The 16,709-nt window shown below is 71.0% G+C and carries 14 protein-coding genes; 6 read left to right on the top strand and 8 right to left on the bottom strand.

Features of this window, described 5'->3' with window-relative positions; all coding sequences use genetic code 11:
* The first annotated feature begins 10 nt into the window (after window positions 1–10).
* Together D7W82_RS00950 and eutB are read left to right on the top strand one after the other, a co-directional pair.
* Window positions 11–1,405, top strand: coding sequence for a hypothetical protein (locus D7W82_RS00950; protein ID WP_120616495.1), 1,395 nt, complete (start codon window positions 11–13; stop codon window positions 1,403–1,405).
* A 124-nt stretch (window positions 1,406–1,529) separates the two neighbouring features.
* Window positions 1,530–3,773, top strand: coding sequence for an ethanolamine ammonia-lyase subunit EutB (gene eutB / locus D7W82_RS00945; RefSeq protein WP_120616494.1), 2,244 nt, complete (start codon window positions 1,530–1,532; stop codon window positions 3,771–3,773).
* Window positions 3,774–3,783: 10 nt separating this feature from the next.
* Here eutB and D7W82_RS00940 read toward each other — a convergent pair whose 3' ends face one another.
* The 5 genes from D7W82_RS00940 to D7W82_RS00920 form a co-directional block, all read right to left on the bottom strand.
* On the bottom strand, window positions 3,784–4,041 hold the full coding sequence (locus D7W82_RS00940; protein ID WP_120616493.1) for a hypothetical protein: 258 nt from the start codon (window positions 4,039–4,041) through the stop codon (window positions 3,784–3,786).
* 52 nt (window positions 4,042–4,093) lie between these two features.
* Window positions 4,094–5,581: an NAD(P)/FAD-dependent oxidoreductase gene (locus D7W82_RS00935; protein ID WP_120616492.1), complete on the bottom strand. Its 1,488-nt coding sequence runs from the start codon at window positions 5,579–5,581 to the stop codon at window positions 4,094–4,096.
* Window positions 5,582–5,769: 188 nt separating this feature from the next.
* The gene (locus tag D7W82_RS00930; protein WP_120616491.1) at window positions 5,770–6,534 is read right to left on the bottom strand and encodes an energy transducer TonB; all 765 of its coding nucleotides are present in this window, start codon (window positions 6,532–6,534) and stop codon (window positions 5,770–5,772) included.
* 117 nt (window positions 6,535–6,651) lie between these two features.
* Window positions 6,652–7,377 (bottom strand): response regulator transcription factor, encoded by a 726-nt coding sequence (locus D7W82_RS00925; protein ID WP_120616490.1) that lies wholly within the window; start codon window positions 7,375–7,377, stop codon window positions 6,652–6,654.
* The gene (locus D7W82_RS00920; RefSeq protein WP_120616489.1) at window positions 7,374–9,203 is read right to left on the bottom strand and encodes a HAMP domain-containing sensor histidine kinase; all 1,830 of its coding nucleotides are present in this window, start codon (window positions 9,201–9,203) and stop codon (window positions 7,374–7,376) included. Before D7W82_RS00920 ends, D7W82_RS00925 begins: the two co-directional genes overlap by 4 nt.
* A 116-nt stretch (window positions 9,204–9,319) precedes the next feature.
* Here D7W82_RS00920 and D7W82_RS42120 point away from each other — a divergent pair, with 116 nt between their 5' ends.
* Window positions 9,320–10,714, top strand: a complete 1,395-nt coding sequence (locus D7W82_RS42120; protein WP_255417078.1) for a hypothetical protein — start codon at window positions 9,320–9,322, stop codon at window positions 10,712–10,714.
* A gap of 25 nt (window positions 10,715–10,739) precedes the next feature.
* Here D7W82_RS42120 and D7W82_RS00910 read toward each other — a convergent pair whose 3' ends face one another.
* Window positions 10,740–11,768, bottom strand: a complete 1,029-nt coding sequence (locus tag D7W82_RS00910) for a lipoate--protein ligase (protein ID WP_120616488.1) — start codon at window positions 11,766–11,768, stop codon at window positions 10,740–10,742.
* A 159-nt stretch (window positions 11,769–11,927) separates the two neighbouring features.
* Between D7W82_RS00910 and D7W82_RS00905 the strand changes: the two genes are divergently transcribed.
* Entirely contained in the window at window positions 11,928–12,680 is a 753-nt protein-coding gene (locus tag D7W82_RS00905) for a pyridoxal-phosphate dependent enzyme (protein WP_120616487.1), read from the top strand.
* 13 nt (window positions 12,681–12,693) lie between these two features.
* Here the strand turns inward: D7W82_RS00905 and D7W82_RS00900 are convergent, their stop codons facing one another.
* Window positions 12,694–13,479: a hypothetical protein gene (locus D7W82_RS00900; protein WP_120616486.1), complete on the bottom strand. Its 786-nt coding sequence runs from the start codon at window positions 13,477–13,479 to the stop codon at window positions 12,694–12,696.
* Window positions 13,480–13,697: 218 nt separating this feature from the next.
* Here D7W82_RS00900 and D7W82_RS00895 point away from each other — a divergent pair, with 218 nt between their 5' ends.
* Together D7W82_RS00895 and D7W82_RS00890 are read left to right on the top strand one after the other, a co-directional pair.
* Window positions 13,698–14,624 (top strand): triacylglycerol lipase, encoded by a 927-nt coding sequence (locus tag D7W82_RS00895; protein WP_120616485.1) that lies wholly within the window; start codon window positions 13,698–13,700, stop codon window positions 14,622–14,624.
* Between the two features lie 22 nt (window positions 14,625–14,646).
* Window positions 14,647–15,705, top strand: a complete 1,059-nt coding sequence (locus tag D7W82_RS00890) for a lipase secretion chaperone (RefSeq protein WP_120616484.1) — start codon at window positions 14,647–14,649, stop codon at window positions 15,703–15,705.
* Between the two features lie 7 nt (window positions 15,706–15,712).
* Here D7W82_RS00890 and nadE read toward each other — a convergent pair whose 3' ends face one another.
* Complete coding sequence (gene nadE / locus D7W82_RS00885) at window positions 15,713–16,708, bottom strand: NAD(+) synthase (RefSeq protein ID WP_120616483.1); 996 nt, start codon at window positions 16,706–16,708, stop codon at window positions 15,713–15,715.
* Window position 16,709: the final 1 nt, after the last annotated feature.

The following is a 16,709-nucleotide window of genomic DNA, read 5'->3' as shown; positions in this document are numbered from 1 at the left end:
AGCGGCTGCCATGGCGGACATGTCCGTGTCCCTCATGGTGTCGTTCGGGCTGGGGTGGCTGTTGGCGGGCGCGCCTACGCAGGCAGGGCGAATCGTCCCGTGTACGCCGGACTCCGCCGATTGGAAGGCGGCGCGGGAGGAACTGTCCGCGTTCGACGCCCGGATGGAGGCGCTTCCCGAGGATGGCGAGGTGGAGGAGGCGCGGACGGGGATCCAGTTGTTGCTGAGCCACCGCTGCTTCGGCATCGCTCGTGAGGAGGAGTCGCGGGAGCCGCTGACGTGGGACGAAGAGCACCCCGTACCCGCGCTCGCGTTGAAGACGTGGTGGCGCGACGGGGGCAAGGCGTACTTCACGTCCCAACTGGAGCCAGGCCGCGCCGGAGCGCAGTCCATCGTGATTCCGCCGGACCTTCGCGACGTGCTCGCGCGCGAGTCTTCGCCGAAGCATCGGCTGGCGTCCCTGCTGTGTCCCGTGAAGGCCGGTGACTGCGGCGCCGAGACCGAGCCCTGGCGCGCGCGGGCGGAGAAGGCCTTCCGTCCGGAGAACCGGCGCCCCGGCACGTTCGACGAGGATCCGCCGCCTCCGCCGGACTGCATGAAGGAAGCCCGGAGGCAGCCTTCACGGAGCCGCTACAAGGCCTGGCGAGTCTGTCTGGCGATCAACCCGAACGCGCGGAACGTCCAGACGGTGCTGCCGCTGGGACGCATCCGCGCGCCGATGGACGGCTGGCTGGTGATCCGGGGCCGGCGAGGCCATTACAGCTTCTGTGATCAGCTCGACGCCTTTCACCTGGCGACGGGGACCACGTACCGCTCGAGCAGTTGCTCCAGCCTGGCGTTGAAGTCCGACGGCCGGGTGGACGGAGCCGCCACGAATGCCGCGCGGCGGTCCGGTGTGACGGTGGGACGCGTGTCGCCGGAGCGGATCCGCGAACTGATGTGGATGCTCCTGCTGGAGCCGGAGGTAAAGGACCGGGTGCAGGTGGAGGCCGTGCGCGTGCCGGTGCCGAAGGGCCTCCGCGTCGAGTGGCCCGCGACCGATGACGGCATCCTGGGCGGAGTCGCCGGCAGGGTCTTCGGCGGCTCCACGGCGCAAACGAGGCTGAGCTGGAACTGGTTCCCTCCCGGAGGCGCGGAGCTCCTGTCCGGAGAGTTCACGTTTCCCTATTCGTGGGCTCCGGGTGAGGACCACGCCAACGTGCTCATGACCGAGGCCGAGACCACGTTTCAGGAGGGCTGCCCGGCGTTGCCTGTCCCGGTCCGGGAGCTCGACTTCACGCGCGAGCCCGGCGTCAACCGCATCGACGCACCGGCGGGAGTGTCCAAGGTCCAGGACGAGCGGGTAGACGCGTTGCTCACCTGGAAGCCCCCAGCGGACTGCACGCCGGCCAAGGACGGTGGCTGAGCTTCAGCGCGCCAACGATTGCAACACCAAGCATCGCGGAGGGCAGGCGCCCGGCCGTCACGCATGCGACACGGCCCTCGGGGGATGGTGGCGCGGTGGGGGCACCGGTTAAAGCTCTCGCCCCATGAGCGTCTGTCTCCCCGACGTCCTCCCCCACGAAGATGTCATCGACTATGTGCAGCGCCTGAGCAGCGGTTTCGACGCGCGCCTGTATCAGCAGGTGTTGGGCGCGGCGAATGCGTTCAAGGAAGGCGACGAGGCCATTGGCGTCGCGGCGGCGGATGAAGACTCGCGGCGCAACGCACGGACCCTGCTGTCGCGCACGCGGTTGGATGAGCTGCACGCGCATCCTCCGTTCGAGGACCGGTTGTATGTCTTCAACCTGGAGGCGTGGGACGCGGCGCGCTGGAAGCGCGTGGCGGACTGGACGCTGGGACGGCTCAAGGGCTTCCTCCTCACCGCCCCGGTGTCCCAGGTGCATGACGTCCTGGACGGGCTGCCCAGTGACGTCATCGCGTGCGTCGTGAAGCTGATGGACGACGCGGAGCTGAAGACCGTCGGTGGGCGCATCTTCCATCCGCTGCCGGGCAGCCGCGTGGGCGCGAAGGGCTACCTGAGCGCGCGCTTGCAGCCCAACTCCCCCACGGACCATCCGGAGGACATCCGCTGGCAGGTGTTCAACGGGTGGTCGTTCGCGGTGGGCGACGTGGTGCTGGGGACCAACCCGGTGTCGTCGGACGTGGCGTCGGTGGCCGCGGTGGAGTCCGCGCTGCACGACGTGCTGGTGACGTTCGGGTTGGAGGAGGTGATGCCCCACTGCGTGCTCTCGCACATCGACGTGCAGGCGCAGGTGGAGGCGACGCGACCGGGCACCACGGGCATCTGGTTCCAGAGCCTCGGTGGGAACGAAGCGGCCAACCGCACCTTCGACGTGACGCTGGAGAAGATGGTGGCGCACGCGGCGGCGCGCACCGGGCGCTGGGGCCTGTACTTCGAGACGGGGCAGGGCGCGGACGCGACGAACGGGCACCACCACGGCACGGACATGCTCATCCATGAGTCGCGCAAGTACGGCTTCGCGCGGGCCCTGAAGCGCCGGGTGGCCCTGGCGCAGGCGGGCGCGGGGCGGGACGCGGCGCCGTGGGTGCACGTCAACGACGTGGCGGGCTTCATTGGCCCGGAGGTCTTCCGCACGCGCGAGCAGCTGGTGCGCTGCTGCCTGGAAGACATCGTGATGGGCAAGCTGCACGGCCTCACGCTGGGCCTGGACGTGTGCTCCACGCTGCACATGGACGTCACGCTGGATGACCTGGGCTGGTGCCAGGAGCAGCTCGCGGAGGCCGGGCCCGCGTACCTGATGGCGCTGCCCACGCGGAATGATCCGATGCTCAGCTACCTCACCACGTCCTTCCAGGACCACGTGCGGCTGCGCGAGCGGTACGGCCTGAAGGTGGACGACCGGATGTGGGCCTTCTTCCAGCGCCTGGGCGTCATCGACGCGGACGGCCGCCCCACGAAGCACTTCGGCGACCCGGCCCACGTCTACGTGCACTTCCGCCGGGCCAAGGGCGACACGCGGACGGAGGCGGAGCTGCGCGCGGAGGCGGAAGCGAAGATGGCGGAGGTGCGCGCGCGGGGCGTGCCGCTGGCGGTGGGGCATGGCGAGGCGCCCTGGACGTTGGAGCCCGCGCTGGAGCGGGAGGTGCGCGGCCTCTACGACGACGGCAAGGTGGGGTTGTGGTCGGAGCTGTCCGACGCCGCGGTGGAGTCCATCCCGGGCGCGGCGCGGCTCAAGACGCGCTCGCTGGACCGCCGCGACTACATCCTGCACCCGCCATCCGGCGAGTCGCTGGACGAGGCCTCGGAGGCGGCGGTGCGCGCGCTGCGCGAGCGGCACGCGGGCCGGTACGACGCGCAGGTGGTCGTGTCGGACGGGTTGGATCCGCGCTCGCTGATGGACGAGGGCCACCTGGCGCCATTCCTCGCGCGGCTGCGCGCGGAGCTGGAGGCGACAGGTTGGAGGGTGGCGCCGGAGGTGCTGGTGGTGAAGCACGGCCGGGTGCGCGCGGGCTACCAGGTGGGCCAGCTGCTGTTCGGCGCGGAAGGGGACCTGCGTCCGCGCGCCCTGGTGCATGTGATTGGCGAGCGCCCCGGCTCCGGGCACCACGCCTTCTCCGCGTACCTCACCGCGCCGGACGCGGACACCTGGGCGAAGCCGGGCGCGGTGGACCACGACCGCACCCGGCTCATCGCCGGCATCTCGGACACCAGCGTCCGGCCGGAGGACGCCGCCGTGGAGTCGGCGCGCATCCTCGCGGAGGCGCGGACCTCAGCCCCTTCCGTGGTTTCAGGAGTGGCCTGGGTCTGACTTCAACGGCTCAGCACTCCTGGATGTACTCCGAATAGACCGACCGGCCGCCCCAGTAGTAGAGCCCGCCGCAATAGCAACCATACTCACCAATGAGCTGGGTGTGCGCGGCGTCGCTGTAGTACCGGTACAGGTTCGCGTTCGGCTCGTTGGAACAGTCCGGCAGCGTCGCCTCCTGCGTGGCCAGGTTCGGCTCGGACTCCTGCTCCATGGGACCGCCACAGCCCACCGCCATCGCCAACAGACCGCCAATCAGGAACGTGCGCATGTGTCCTCCGTGAGGGGGCACAAACCATAAGCGGTTTGGGTCAGCCAATGCTTCAGCGCACCGCGGCGATGCTTGCCGCGGTGCGCACGCCACCCACCGCGGTGGCCAGGGTGCTCTGACCCGGGAACACGGAGTCCCCCACCAGCCACACGCCGCGCTGCGCCTGGAACGGTCCCAGGATGCGGTAATTCTCTAGCCCCGCGCGCCGGGGCACGCCGCCCACCGCGCCGGCCTCTCGCAGCGTGAAGCGCTGGAATGTGCGCGGCGAGCCCGTCATGGCGTGCACCACGTGGGCCGTCCATTCCGGGAGCAGCGCGTCCAGGTTCTCGCGCATCCGTGCATGGAGCCCGGCGAAGTAGGGCGCCTGTTCCTCCGGCGTCATGCCCGCGACCTTCTTCAAGGGCACGTGCGTGGACACCGTCACCGTGCGCTGTCCCGGCCGTGCACGGCCTTCATCCGCGGCCCCACTGATTGACGCGAAGAGGTGGTTGCCTTCGATGAACGGTGCCTGCTCGTCGCGCACCAGCTCGAAGTGATGCGCGGCGCCGGAGTCGCCCTCGGGAGGCCGCACCACGAGGTACAGCATCGCCGCGCCCCAGCCGTCGTCCACGCGCTCCGCGAGCGCATCCACCCGGGGCAGCCGCCCCACCGGAGCCTCCAGCAGCGTGCGCAGCCCTTGAGGCAACACGTTGGCCACCACATGCCGGGCGAGCAGCTCACCCCTGCGCGCCGTCACCCGCCAGCCTCCATCCACCGGCGTCACCGCGCGCACCCGGTTCGCCATGAACACGTCGCCGCCCCGGGCCGAGATGGCCTTCGTCAGCGCCGTCGCCAGCTGGCCGATGCCGCCCCGGACATGGCCCGTGCCGCGCCAGTAGTAGTCCATCGCCGCGAACGCGAACGGCGCCTCCGCCTCCGCTGCGGGGCACTGCACGGTGATCTGACAGAGCGCGTCCAGGTACGTGCGCAGCGGCGTGAAGCCCTCCAGCCCGTGCTGCGCGAGCACCGCGCCCAACGGGCGGCCCAGCCACCGCGCCAGCGGCGCGTAGGACCACGCGCGCCCCGCGTGCCGCACCAGCGTCTTCAGGTTCAACGGCGGCAACAGGTCCGGGTCATCGAACAGCGGCCACAGCGCACCGGCCACCTGTGCCTGCAACTCGAAGAACCGCCGCACGCCCCGCACGGGCGCTCCAGGCAGCGCACAGAGCTCCGCGATGAGCCGGTCCCGGTCGCGGTGCACCGGCAACCGCATCCCCGGGGTTCTCATCTCCACCAGGGGATCCAACCAGTCCACCGTCACGTCCAGCGCATGCTCGCGGATCCACCGGCCGAAGAGCTGATGCTCACCGAAGCCGGAGAACAGCGTGGCGCCGGACTCGAAGCCGTAGCCACCCCGCCGGAAGGTGCTCGCGCAGCCGCCCGGGTAGTTGAGCCCTTCGCACAGCGCCACCCGGGCGCCCCGGCGGCACAACTCCAGCGCCGTACCCAGGCCACCGAAGCCCGCACCCACCACCACCGCGTCGTACCAGGTGTCCGCCATTGATCGAGTGAAAGGACCGGCACCGGAAGCGGGCCGGGGGAGACCCGCTCCTTCCGGTGCCGGTATCGCGCACATGGCCAGGCGCGACGGGAGTTTCCTAACGGGCCCGCACTCCCGCCGCGATTCTTTTCCCCACCCGAGGGGGAGACAGGCGTCCGGCCGCTTCCACTGGCGGACACCTGCCCCCGCTACCGGGGCATCTTCAGCCGGATGTTGAACGTGTACGACACGTTCACCGGACGGCCCTGGAAGGTCAGCGGCTGATACGTCCGCGAGGAGAGGGACTCCAACACCGCGTCATCCATGAACGGCAGGCCCCGGATGATGCGGCAGTCGCGCACCCGGCCCTCCGTGGTGATGACGCACTTCGCGATGATCGTCCCCTCCACGCCCGCGCGCCGCGCCTCGAGCGTGTAGCTGAACTGCGAACCACTCAGCATCCTCGGGGGCGTCATTCCACCCTGGAAGGGGATCACGTCCGTGCCCGTGGGCGCGGTCGGCACCAGGCCCGCCACGCCGATGGCGCCGATGGGGCTGGTGCTGTTCGGATCCCCGTTCGGGTCCCCGACAGGACCGGACTCGCCCGTGCCCGTCGCGTCGGTGGTGGCCGCCGCGTCCGCGATCGTCGTCGGCTCCGGATCCGGCGTCGCCTCCGGGGGATCCGCCGGCAGCGGCTTCGGGTTCAGCGGGACGCGGTCCGTGCGCGGCTTGGGCTTCGGCTTCGGTGCGGTGGTCGTGGCCGGCTTCGGCTGCGCGGCCTGCTTCGTCCCCAGCTGGATGGTGGGCTGATGGAAGACGATGTCCTTGAGCGGCTGTTCGACGGTCTCGGGCGGGCGGCCGGAGATGAAGAACACCAGGCCCAGGAGCCCCGCGTGCACGCCGATGGACACCCACGCGCCCGTGCCGAACCGTCCCGAGCGCACTCCCCGCCGTTCGATGACCGACTCAAACATCTGACCCGCCTCCTGTTCAGGGCGGACGCTCCAGGCGTCCCGGCCCCACAAGATGCAAGGTACGAAGTCCCGCCAGTCGAAAGGCCGACGGGGCTCCATGTGTTGGTCATGGTTGCGTCATGACGGGCCGCCGCTCAAAACCTCCATGCGGTAGCCCACGCCGCGCAGCGTGTGGATGGTGAAGCCGGACGTGCTCGTCCACCCGAGCTTCTTCTTCAGGTTCGACACGAAGTTGTCCACCGTGCGCGGATCCACCACCACGTCCCGGCCCCACACCGCGTCCAGGATTTCGCCGCGGGGCAGGGCGCGGTCGCGGTGGCGCAACAGGAACGCCAGCAGGTCGAACTCCGTGCGCGTCAGGTCCACTTCACTGCCGTCCGCCCGCAGCACCGCGCGGCGGCCCAGGTCCAGCGTGAAGGCGCCAAAGGTCACCACCTGCGGCGGCGCCGTGCCCGCCCGGCGCACCAGCGCCTGCACGCGCGCGAGCAGCTCGCGCAGCCGGTAGGGCTTGGTGAGGTAGTCCTGCGCGCCGGCCTCGAAGCCGCGCACCAGGTCGTCCTCCAGCGAGCGCGCGGTGAGCATCAGCACCATGCTCTTCACGCCCTCCGCGCGCAGGCGGCGGCAGAAGCTGTAGCCGTCCTCGCCCGGCAGCATCACGTCCAGGATGAGCAGGTCGAACGCCCGCGACTCCAGGTGCGGCGCCGCGTCCTTCGCGGACGGGGCGTCCGTCACGTCGTAGCCCTCGTCGCGCAGGTTGTCGCGCAGGCCCATGCGCAGGTTGGCGTCGTCCTCGACGATGAGGATGGTGGGGCGGGTGGTGGAGCCTGGCGTCTGCGTCGTCATCGGCGCGTCTCGGGAAAGGTCAGGGCGAAGGTCGTGCCTTCGGGGCCGGAGGAGGCCACCTGGATGCTGCCCTGGTGCAGGCCCATGATTCTGCGGCACAGCGCCAGTCCCAGGCCACTTCCATGCACCTCCGGCCCGGGCGTTGTCAGTCGGTAGAAGTCCTGGAACACGCGCTCCCATTCCTCCGGGGGGATGCCCACCCCGTTGTCGCTGAAGAGCACCGTGGCGCCAAAGCCCGGCTGCGGATAGGCGCGCACGGTGAGGACCACCGGGCTTCGCAGGTTGTAGAGACAGGCGTTGCGGCCCAGGTTGGCGAAGAGCATCCGCACGAGCGACGCGTCCGCGTCCAGCTCCACGTCCCCCACGTCCGAGCTCAGCTCCACCGGCACGGTGACGGCGTCCATCAAGTCGTCGCGCAGGTTGCCCACCGCCTCCTCCAGCCGCACGCGCGCGGGCCTGAGCGCCCAGCGCCCCTTGTCGATGCGGTTGAAGGACAGGATGTTCTCCACCAGGAAGTGCAGCCCCTCCGCCGCGCGCACGATGCGGGTGGGGTAGTCCCCCGCCTCCGGGCTCTTGCCCAGCCGGCGCTCCAGCGTCTCCCCCAACAAGCGGATGGACGCGAGCGGCGTGCGCAGCTCGTGGGACACGGTGGAGACGAAGTCGCTCTTGAGCTCCACGAAGCGGTACTTGCGCTGCTGGGCCACCACCGCCAGCGCCGCGATGGCCGACGCGAGCGCGCCGCACGCCGCGACGAGCAGCGTCTTCAGGCCGTACCGCGCCTCGATGTCCGCCTCCGCCGCGGCCCAGCCGGGCGTGGCCACCTCCAGCCCCGGGTGCTTCAGGGGGCGCGCCACGCCGCCGGGCCCCAGCCGCACCTGGCCATCCCGGGGGATGAGGTTGCGACCGCGCAGCTCCTGCGTCAGCTCCGACAAGAGCGCGCCCATGTCCACGGCCAGCCCGTGCACCTGCTCGGCCGCGGGCTCCACGTACCACTGCTCGGCCAGCAGCGTGGGGCCGTCCAGCGGCTCCGGCAGCACCAGCGCGCCCGCGCCGGCCTCCTGCACGCGCGCCACGAAGGCGTCGGACGGCTCCGACAGGGTGCGGCTCAGCGCCACGATGCGCGCCTGGAGGAAGTTGAAGTCCGGCTGCGTGAGCTGGGACCGGGCGCGCAGCAGGTTGCGCTGCAGGCCCGCGTCCCGCGCCATGCCGCCCAGCTCCTCCGGGAGGCCTTCGCGCACCAGCGCCCGGATGAGGGGCTGCGTGTCCTCGCCGCGTTGCAGGTACTCCACCATCAGCAGGGTGAAGGGCAGCTCCTGATCCGGCGGCAGCGGGTGCGCCGCGTGGTAGCGCAAGAGGGACTCCACCGCGGCGTCCTTGCGCGCCTCGCTGCCGGAGGCCAGGGCGGCCTCCGTCGCGCGCAGCCGGGCCAGCCTCTCCTGGTAGGGGGAGGGGGCCTGTCCGTCCTCCAGCGCGTGCGCCAGCATCGTGTAGTGGGCCTGGGCCGGGACGTCCGCGCCCTCGCGGGGCCAGTCCACGCGCGGCAGGAACTGGTGGCCGCGGAAGAGCAGGTAGTAGCCCTCGGCGGGCAGCAGCGGGTCGCCCACGGCCGAGTTGAGCTTCGGCAGGTGGGTCTTCATCATCTGCGCGAGCGCGGTGCGCAGCGACTCGGCCGCCAGCTGCTCCAGGGCGATGCGCCGCGAGCGCACCTGGGCGCGCGCGTCCTCACGCTCCTGGGTGAAGATGCGCTGGAGGCTCACCAGCCCCCATCCGAGGGCCAGCAGTCCGCAACCCAGGGCCAGCAATGTGGGGAGGAGTCGGCGCAGCATTCGCGTCCCGCGGGACTGTAGCAGTGTCGACAGGTTTGCGGGCCTGGAGCCTCCAGGGTGAATAAAGTGGGGGAAGCCCGCGTCCCCTCGGGTGTCTGGAGATCGGAGACGGAGTCATGGGTTCTCGATGGTGGATGGGTTTGATTGTCGGCCTGGCGACCCAGGGGGCGTTCGCGCAGACCTCGCCGGTCGCCGCGGATGACTGGGGCGATGACGCGTACGTCCAGGAGTCCAACGCGGATGACTCCGGGCCCATCGCGCCCTCTCCGCCCCCCGACCTGCCCGCCGAGTCACCGACCCCCCGGCCCTATGCCGGCGCGGTGTGGACGTCCGGGCACTGGTACTGGGACGGCGACAACTGGCAGTTCAAGTCCGGCGGCTGGGTGGAGCGCATGCCCGGCTACCAGTACGTCAACGGCTACTGGGCGCAGGACGGCGACGTCTGGCGCTGGGTGTCCGGCGGCTGGGCCCAGGAGGGCTCCACCGAGGTGGAGATCCCCGTGGAGGTCGCCAGCGAGGACGTGACGGCCACCCAGGCGCCTCCGGCCCTGCGCGTGGAGACGCCTCCCCCCGCGCCGTCCGTGGGCTACACGTGGGCGCCGGGCTACTGGTACTGGGGCGCCAACGGCTACGAGTGGGTCTCCGGCTCGTGGATGGAGCCGCCGCGTCCGGGCCTGGTGTTCGTGTCGCCGCACTGGGTGCGCCGCGGCCCGTCCTGGGTGTTCGTGGGTGGCGGCTGGGGCTGGAACGGCTCGGTCCGCGTCGTCGTCCCGGTCTACCGCCACGCGCACATCTCGTTCTCCTTCGGCCGTCCGAACGTGTTCTTGCGCTCGTGGTACCGGTACCCGGGCGTGTCGTGGCGCTACTACGGCTACGGGCATGACCGCTACCGCCCGGGGCGCTACCACTATTCGCGCCCGGGGCCGTACCGGTACAACAGCCCGCGCGTGCATGACGCGTCTCCCGGGCGCTACTCGTCCAACGGCGGCCGGGGCAACAGCCGTCCCGGGCCCTACCGTCCGCAGGGCGGCGGCGCCCACTCGTCGAACAACGGCAACAGCGGCGGCTGGGGTGGCACGCGCAATCCGCCCCCCGGTGGGAACGGCACGCGCGGTGGCGCGCACCAGTCCAGCGGCGGCTGGAGTGGCGGTTCCAGCCCCGGGCGTCCGTCGTCGGGTGGCGGCGCGCACCAGTCCAGCGGCGGCTCCAGCGGTTGGGGCGGCGGCTCCAGCTCCAGCCCCGGGCGTCCGTCGTCCGGTGGCGGGGGACGCTCCTCGTCCAGCAACGGCGGCGGTTGGGGTGGCGGCTCCGTTCGCGTCCAGCAGACCGGCGGCGGGTCCTCCAGCAGCCACGGCGGCGGTTGGGGTGGCGGCAGCTCCGGCCGCGGCGGTGGCTCCTCCTCGCGCGGTTCCGGCGGCGGCGAGTCTCACGGCTCCAGCCGCGGCGGTGGCAACGGCGGCGGCTGGGGTGGCAACTCCGGCGGTGGCCACGGCGGTGGTGGCCATCGCTGAGTGAAGTGACGGCGGATGGGCCGGGTCAGACCTCGACCTGGCCCATCAGCCACGTCTCCAGCTCCCCCAGCTCGCGCTCCTGCGAGGGGTGGCGGGCGCGGACCTCGGCGACGGCCTGCCGCATCCCGTCGCGGCTGTGCGGCTTGCCGGTGATTGCCGTCTGCAGGTCCTGCACGAGGTCCGGGTAGAGCGCATCCGAGAAGACCTGCGCGCGGGTGACGTGTCCGTTCTCCGCGTCGACGTGGACCTCGAAGAAGCCCCACGACAGGTACTCCACCATCTGGTGGCTGAAGCGGGGCGCGTTGCCGAAGCGCCAGTCCCACGACGCGTAGTGATCGAACGTGCGCTGGAGCGACGGCTGGCCCTCCAGGAACGAGGGCTCCAGCAGCTCCGGCTCCGCGGTGGCGCCGTGGAAGTCGCAGAAGGCGCCAATCATCGCCTTCACCAGCGACTCATGCGAGGCCTCCGGCTGGAGGTCACGGATGTTCATCACCCGCGAGCGCACCGACGCGCTGCCCTTGGACTCCAGCTTCTTCGGGTGCGGCGTGAGGTAGTTGGCCAGCCGCGACAGGTTGGCGTGGATGAGGAACGTGCCGTGGTGGAAGGCGCGGTCCTTCGTCTCGCGGTACGCGCTGCCGCTGATCTTCCGGGGGCCGTCCTCCAGCGGAATCACCAGGTCGTTGCGCCCGGACGCCTGCGCCGTCACGCCCAGCCGCGACAGCGCGTCCAGCAGGATGGTGACGTTCGCCGTCTTGTTGTAGCCCTCCTTGGCGGACAGGAACGTGAAGCAGGTGTTGCCCAGGTCGTGGAACACCGCGCCGCCGCCGCTGGTGCGCCGCGCGAGGAAGACCTGGTCCTCCTCCATGCGCGTGAGGTTGCACTCGGACCAGGGGTTCTGGTTGCGGCCGATGACGACCGTGTTGTCGTTGCGCCAGAGGAAGAGCGTCTGGGTGGAGGGATCCAGCTCGCGGAAGATCCAGTCCTCGGTCGCGAGGTTGAACCAGGGGTTGTACGTCTCCGACAGCAGGATGCGGACGCGAGGGGCTTGAGACATGGGCGCGGAGCATAACCGCCCGCCACGTGCTTGCAGGGCCTTGCGCCGTCCCGCACAGGACATCCGCCCCGTCCCGGGGGCAATGGCCGTGCGGGACCCCCTCCGGAAGACTCCGTCGCGTGTCGGGCGCGGAATGCGGGTGCGCGCCAGGGGGCGGCCATGCGTGGAGTGTTTTCCCTGTCGCGTCCACAGGCGGGCGGGCCGGTGGTGCTGTGGGGGGGGGCGCAGCCGTCCGGCAGCCTCAAGTACCTCACCTTCGCGCGCTACCTGGCCGCGATGCCGCCGGGCTCGCGCGGGCTGGTGGAGCTGTCCGGCGCGTCGAGCGCGCTGGCGCTGGACGTCCTGGGACGCGAGCGGGGCCTGCCCACGGTGGCCCTGACGGACGCGGCGGGGGCGGTGTACCTGCGCGCCCACGGCTTCCAGGGGCAGGTGAGACAGGTGGACTCGATGGCGGACATGTTCCACCAGGCCCAGTCCCTGGAGCGCGAGGGCTGGAGCTGGCCCCGGCAGCTCACCAACCGGGCCCTGGTGGCGTGCGTGGAGGCCTGGGCGTCGGGCTTGCGCGCGCAGGTGCGCGAGCGCTTCCCCACGGTGCGGCACGTGGTGTGTGGCTTCGGCACGGGCGCGACGCTGGTGGGGCTGACGCGCATCTTCATGGCCGGTGGCTACACCGTCACCGGCCTGCAGCCCGCGCCCGGCAAGCCGGTGTCCGGCTGGCGCACGTGGGCGGTCCAGAACCTGGGAGCGGAGGACCTGTTCTTCGAACACCAGCCGCGCATGCTCCTGGCCACGGCCGCCCCCGCGCCGGATGCCTTCACCGCGCTCCTGGACTGGGCGCGCCGGCAGCCGCATCCCGAACGGGTGCTCGTCATCGCGCACAACGCCCGGGAACCGGACCCCGCCCACGCCTGAGGCGACCGCGCGGCTACCGGTGCATCACCTCGAGCCGCGCCCGCACGGCTGCCACTCCGTCGCGCGGGTAGGCGGGCGCGTGGGACAGCTCGCGCTCGGCCAGCCGCAGGAGCGTGCGCGCGAGGCCCGGCGTATCGCCTTCCAGGGCCCGCGCCAGCTCACCGCCGGTCTCCGGATACACGCGCTCCACGCGCCGCACCGGATCCAACCCGTCCAGCAGCGAAGCGGCGGGGGCGGGCACATGGCGCGCGAGCAGCAGGCAGAACAGGCGCACCGCTTCGTAGAGCCGCGAGCGCCCGCTGAGCCCTTCGCCGCGCGCGTGGCGCCCCACGCCCACCAGCACCTGCGTGAGCCACTGCCCGAACAGCCACGCGTCGTCCGGCGCCGTGCGCTGGAGCTCCACCGCCGTGTCCCGCGCGCGCTCGTCCATGCGCTCCGTCACGCCGCCCTTGTCCAGCAGCACGCGGTAGCGGTTGACGCGCGCGAAGGACAGCTCCTCCAGGTCGAACACCGCGAACTCCAGCAGGTGCCCGTCGCGGTACACGACCTTGAGGCCGTGCGCCGTCTCGCGGAACGCCAGCGCCACGTCCTCCGCGCGGGGCAGCCAGCCGCGCTCCTGTCTCAATGTTTCAGCGTGTCCGGGCCAGGCGACGACGAAGAAGTCATGGTCGCTGAAGTCATCCGGCGCGTAGTCGCGCGCCGCCATCGAGCCCAGCGCCACGAGCCCGCGGAAACGGCCGTCCGCGTCAGCCCTGCGCGTCAATTCCAGGGTGAAGGCCTGATAGGCGGCGGTGTCCAAGCGCGTGCTCCTCGGGAAGGGCCCGCATGCTGCCACTTTTCATGACGCGGCGGGTCGCAGAGGGAAGGGCCATGAACGCATGCGTCTGGCTTGACCCGGAGCTGACATGCCTTCCGGTTAATTCTGAGGTTGGCTTGATTTTTATCAGTGTCTCGCTTTATGGGCTGATTCGCGGGTCAATCCCTTCGATGATCCGCCCTCCCCCATCAGGAGCCTGTATGCGAAACGCCGTCCGGACCCTCGTTCTGACTGTCGCGGTTCTTGCCTTCTGGGCGCAGCCTGCCCGCGCGGATACGTACACGCAGACGAAGTACCCCATCGTGCTGGCGCACGGCATGGCGGGTTTTGATTCGCTGTTCGGGGTGCTCGACTACTTCTACGGCATCGAGTCGACGCTGAAGTCGGGCGGCGCGAAGGTCTACATCACGCGCGTTCCGCAGTTCAACACGAGCGAGGCGCGCGGCGAGGCGCTGCTGGCGCAGGTGCAGGACGTGCTCGCGCGTTCGGGCGCGAAGAAGGTGAACCTGATTGGCCACAGCCACGGCGGCCTGGACGTGCGCTACGTGGCGGCGGTGCGGCCGGACCTGGTGGCGTCCGTGACGACGGTGGGCTCGCCGCACAAGGGCGCGGACCTGGCCACCTACCTGCGCTCGAACATCAAGGGCGGTTCGTTCACGGAGAGCGTGCTGTCGTACTTCGCGAACAACCTGGGCACGGTGCTGGGCCTGCTGTCCGGCAAGACGCAGCCGCAGGACGCGATTGGCGCGCTGTCTGCGCTGTCCGCTTCGGGCGCGGCCACGTACAACGCGAAGTTCCCGGCGGGTCTGCCCACCACCTCGTGCGGCACTGGCGCGGCGACGGGCCCGCAGGGTCAGCGCTACTACTCCTGGTCCGGCACGGACCCCTTCACCAACGTCTTCGACGCGTCCGACTACGCGCTGAAGCTGTCGTCCTTCTTCTACAGCGAGTCCAACGACGGCCTCGTGGGCCGCTGCAGCTCGCGCTTCGGCACGGTCATCCGTGACAACTACGACATGAACCACCTGGACGAGGTGAACCAGGTGCTGGGCCTCACCGCGTTCTTCACCGACCCGAAGTCCGTGTTCCGCACCCAGGCGAACCGCCTGAAGACCGCGGGCCTGTAATCCGCTCCAGGAGCGCCCCGCCATGAAGAGCCGCGCCGTCATTCTCGTGGTCGCGCTGTGCGCCCTCCTGGGTGCCGGCGTCTTCTCGTGGTGGAAGGTCCGGGCGCCTGGCGCGCCCGGACCCGCTGTCCCGCCGTCCGCCGCTCAAGTCGCCCAGGGGCCGAAGCCGCTGGGGGCGTCTCCCGCCGTTCCCGGTGCCGCCGCGACGCCGAGCCCGGCTCCGCAGGCTGGCTCGCCGCTGCCGCCGCTGCCCGGTTCGCTGAAGGACACGGAGGAGGATGGCGCGGTGCTGGTGGACGCGTCCGGGCACCTGGTGCCGAACGCGGACCTGCGCCGGTTCTTCAACTACTACCTGTCCGCCACCGGCGAGGAGCCCGCGTCGCTCATCCGCGAGCGCATCCTCGCGGCCCTGCGGGCGAAGAACCTGCCCGCCGCCGCCATGGATGAAGCGGTGCAGGTGCTGGATGACTACCTGGCCTATCTGGAAGCGGCGCGGGGGCTGGCGTCGAAGGGCTCCGCGGCCATGCCGGACACCGGGGACCGCCTGGAGGCCCTGCGCAAGCTGCGCCGCGAGCACCTGGGGCCGGGCGTGGCGGACGGCCTCTTCGGGCAGGAGGAGGCGGTGGACGCCGTCGCCGTGGAGCGGCTGAAGCTGATGAACGACGCGTCGCTGACGAAGGAGGAGCGCGAGCAGCGCATGGCGGCCCTGGAGGAGCGGCTGCCCCCGGACGTGCGCGCCAGCCGCGAGGAGGCCGTGCGCCCGTTGCGGCAGCAGGCCGTGGAGCAGGAGCTGCTGGCGGCGGGGGCGACGGCGGAGGACCTGCACCAGCACCGGCTGTCCACCGTGGGGCCGGAGGCCACCGAGCGGCTGGAGTCGCTGGACGCGGAGCGCGCGCAGTGGAAGCAGCGGCTGGCGGACTTCCGCGCGAAGCGCGCGGCGCTGGGCCAGAGCGAGCCGGACCCCGCCCTGCGTCAGGCCGCGGTGCAGCGGCTCTTGTTCGACTCGTTCACCCCGGAGGAGCGCCTCCGGGTGGAGGCCGCGGACACCATCGAAGCGGCCTCCGGTTCCGGAGGCGGGTGAGGCGGCTTCAGGAGATCTTGAAGGGCTTCAGCTCGCTGACCTCTTCGAGCAGCAGCGGCTGCGCGTGGAGGTACGCGGTGGTGCGGCGCTTCTGGTCGATGTCGTCGTAGACGCGCTGGATCTGCTGCGGCGTGAGGCCCATCTCCGGGGAGACCTCCTCGGGCGTGATGCCGTGGTTCTTGGCCCAGAGGATGAGGTCCAGCTGCGAGTAGTGCACGGAGAAGTAGAAGTCCTCCTGTGACTGCTCCAGGCTGAAGGTGTCCGTGGTGGGCTCGCGGTTGAGGATGCCGTCGATGACGCCCAGGTGCCGCGCGAGCTTGTACGTCTGCGTCTTGTAGAGGCTGGCGATGGGCTTCACGTCCGCGGAGCCGTCGCCCAGCTTCACGAAGAAGCCCTGATCATACTCCAGGCGGTTGGGCGTGCCGGACGCGGCGAAGTTCAGCCGGTCCGCGTGGAAGTACTCCATCATCTTGCGCGCGCGCTGCTTGAAGTTGGTGGCGGCGACGATCTGCACGTAGGCCTGGGGCGTGAGGCGGAAGCGCTGCTCCTGCCCGTCCACCTGCACCACCACGTAGAAGACGTTGAGGGCGTCCGTGTTGAGCCGGTCGCCGTGCATGACGATCTTCCACTTCATGTCCGGCTGGAACGCGGGGAACACGGAGCGCACGGCCGCGTCGCGCTGCGAATAGCACCCGGCGGCCTCCAGCATGGGCGCGATGTCGTGCAGCGTGTACTGGATGCCCAGCTTCTCGCAGAGCTCGCGGCCCAGCTTGGAGGACAGGCCGCTGGAGTCGCGCTCCGGCAGGAGCAGGCCGAAGACGCGGTCCGGCCCCAGCGCGCGCACCGCCAGCGCGGCGACGCACGCGGAGTCGATGCCGCCGGAGACGGCGACCACCAGCCCTCGCTTGCGCAGCTTCTTGAGGACGGCCTCCTTGAGCCCGTCGGACAGCGACGCGGCCTTGGCTTCCCAGTCCAGTTCCAGCACCTGCTTGGAGAACTTCATC

This window comes from Corallococcus sp. CA049B, assembly GCF_003611685.1.
Lineage (GTDB): Bacteria > Myxococcota > Myxococcia > Myxococcales > Myxococcaceae > Corallococcus > Corallococcus coralloides.
This window is presented reverse-complemented; position numbering and strand designations above follow the sequence as displayed.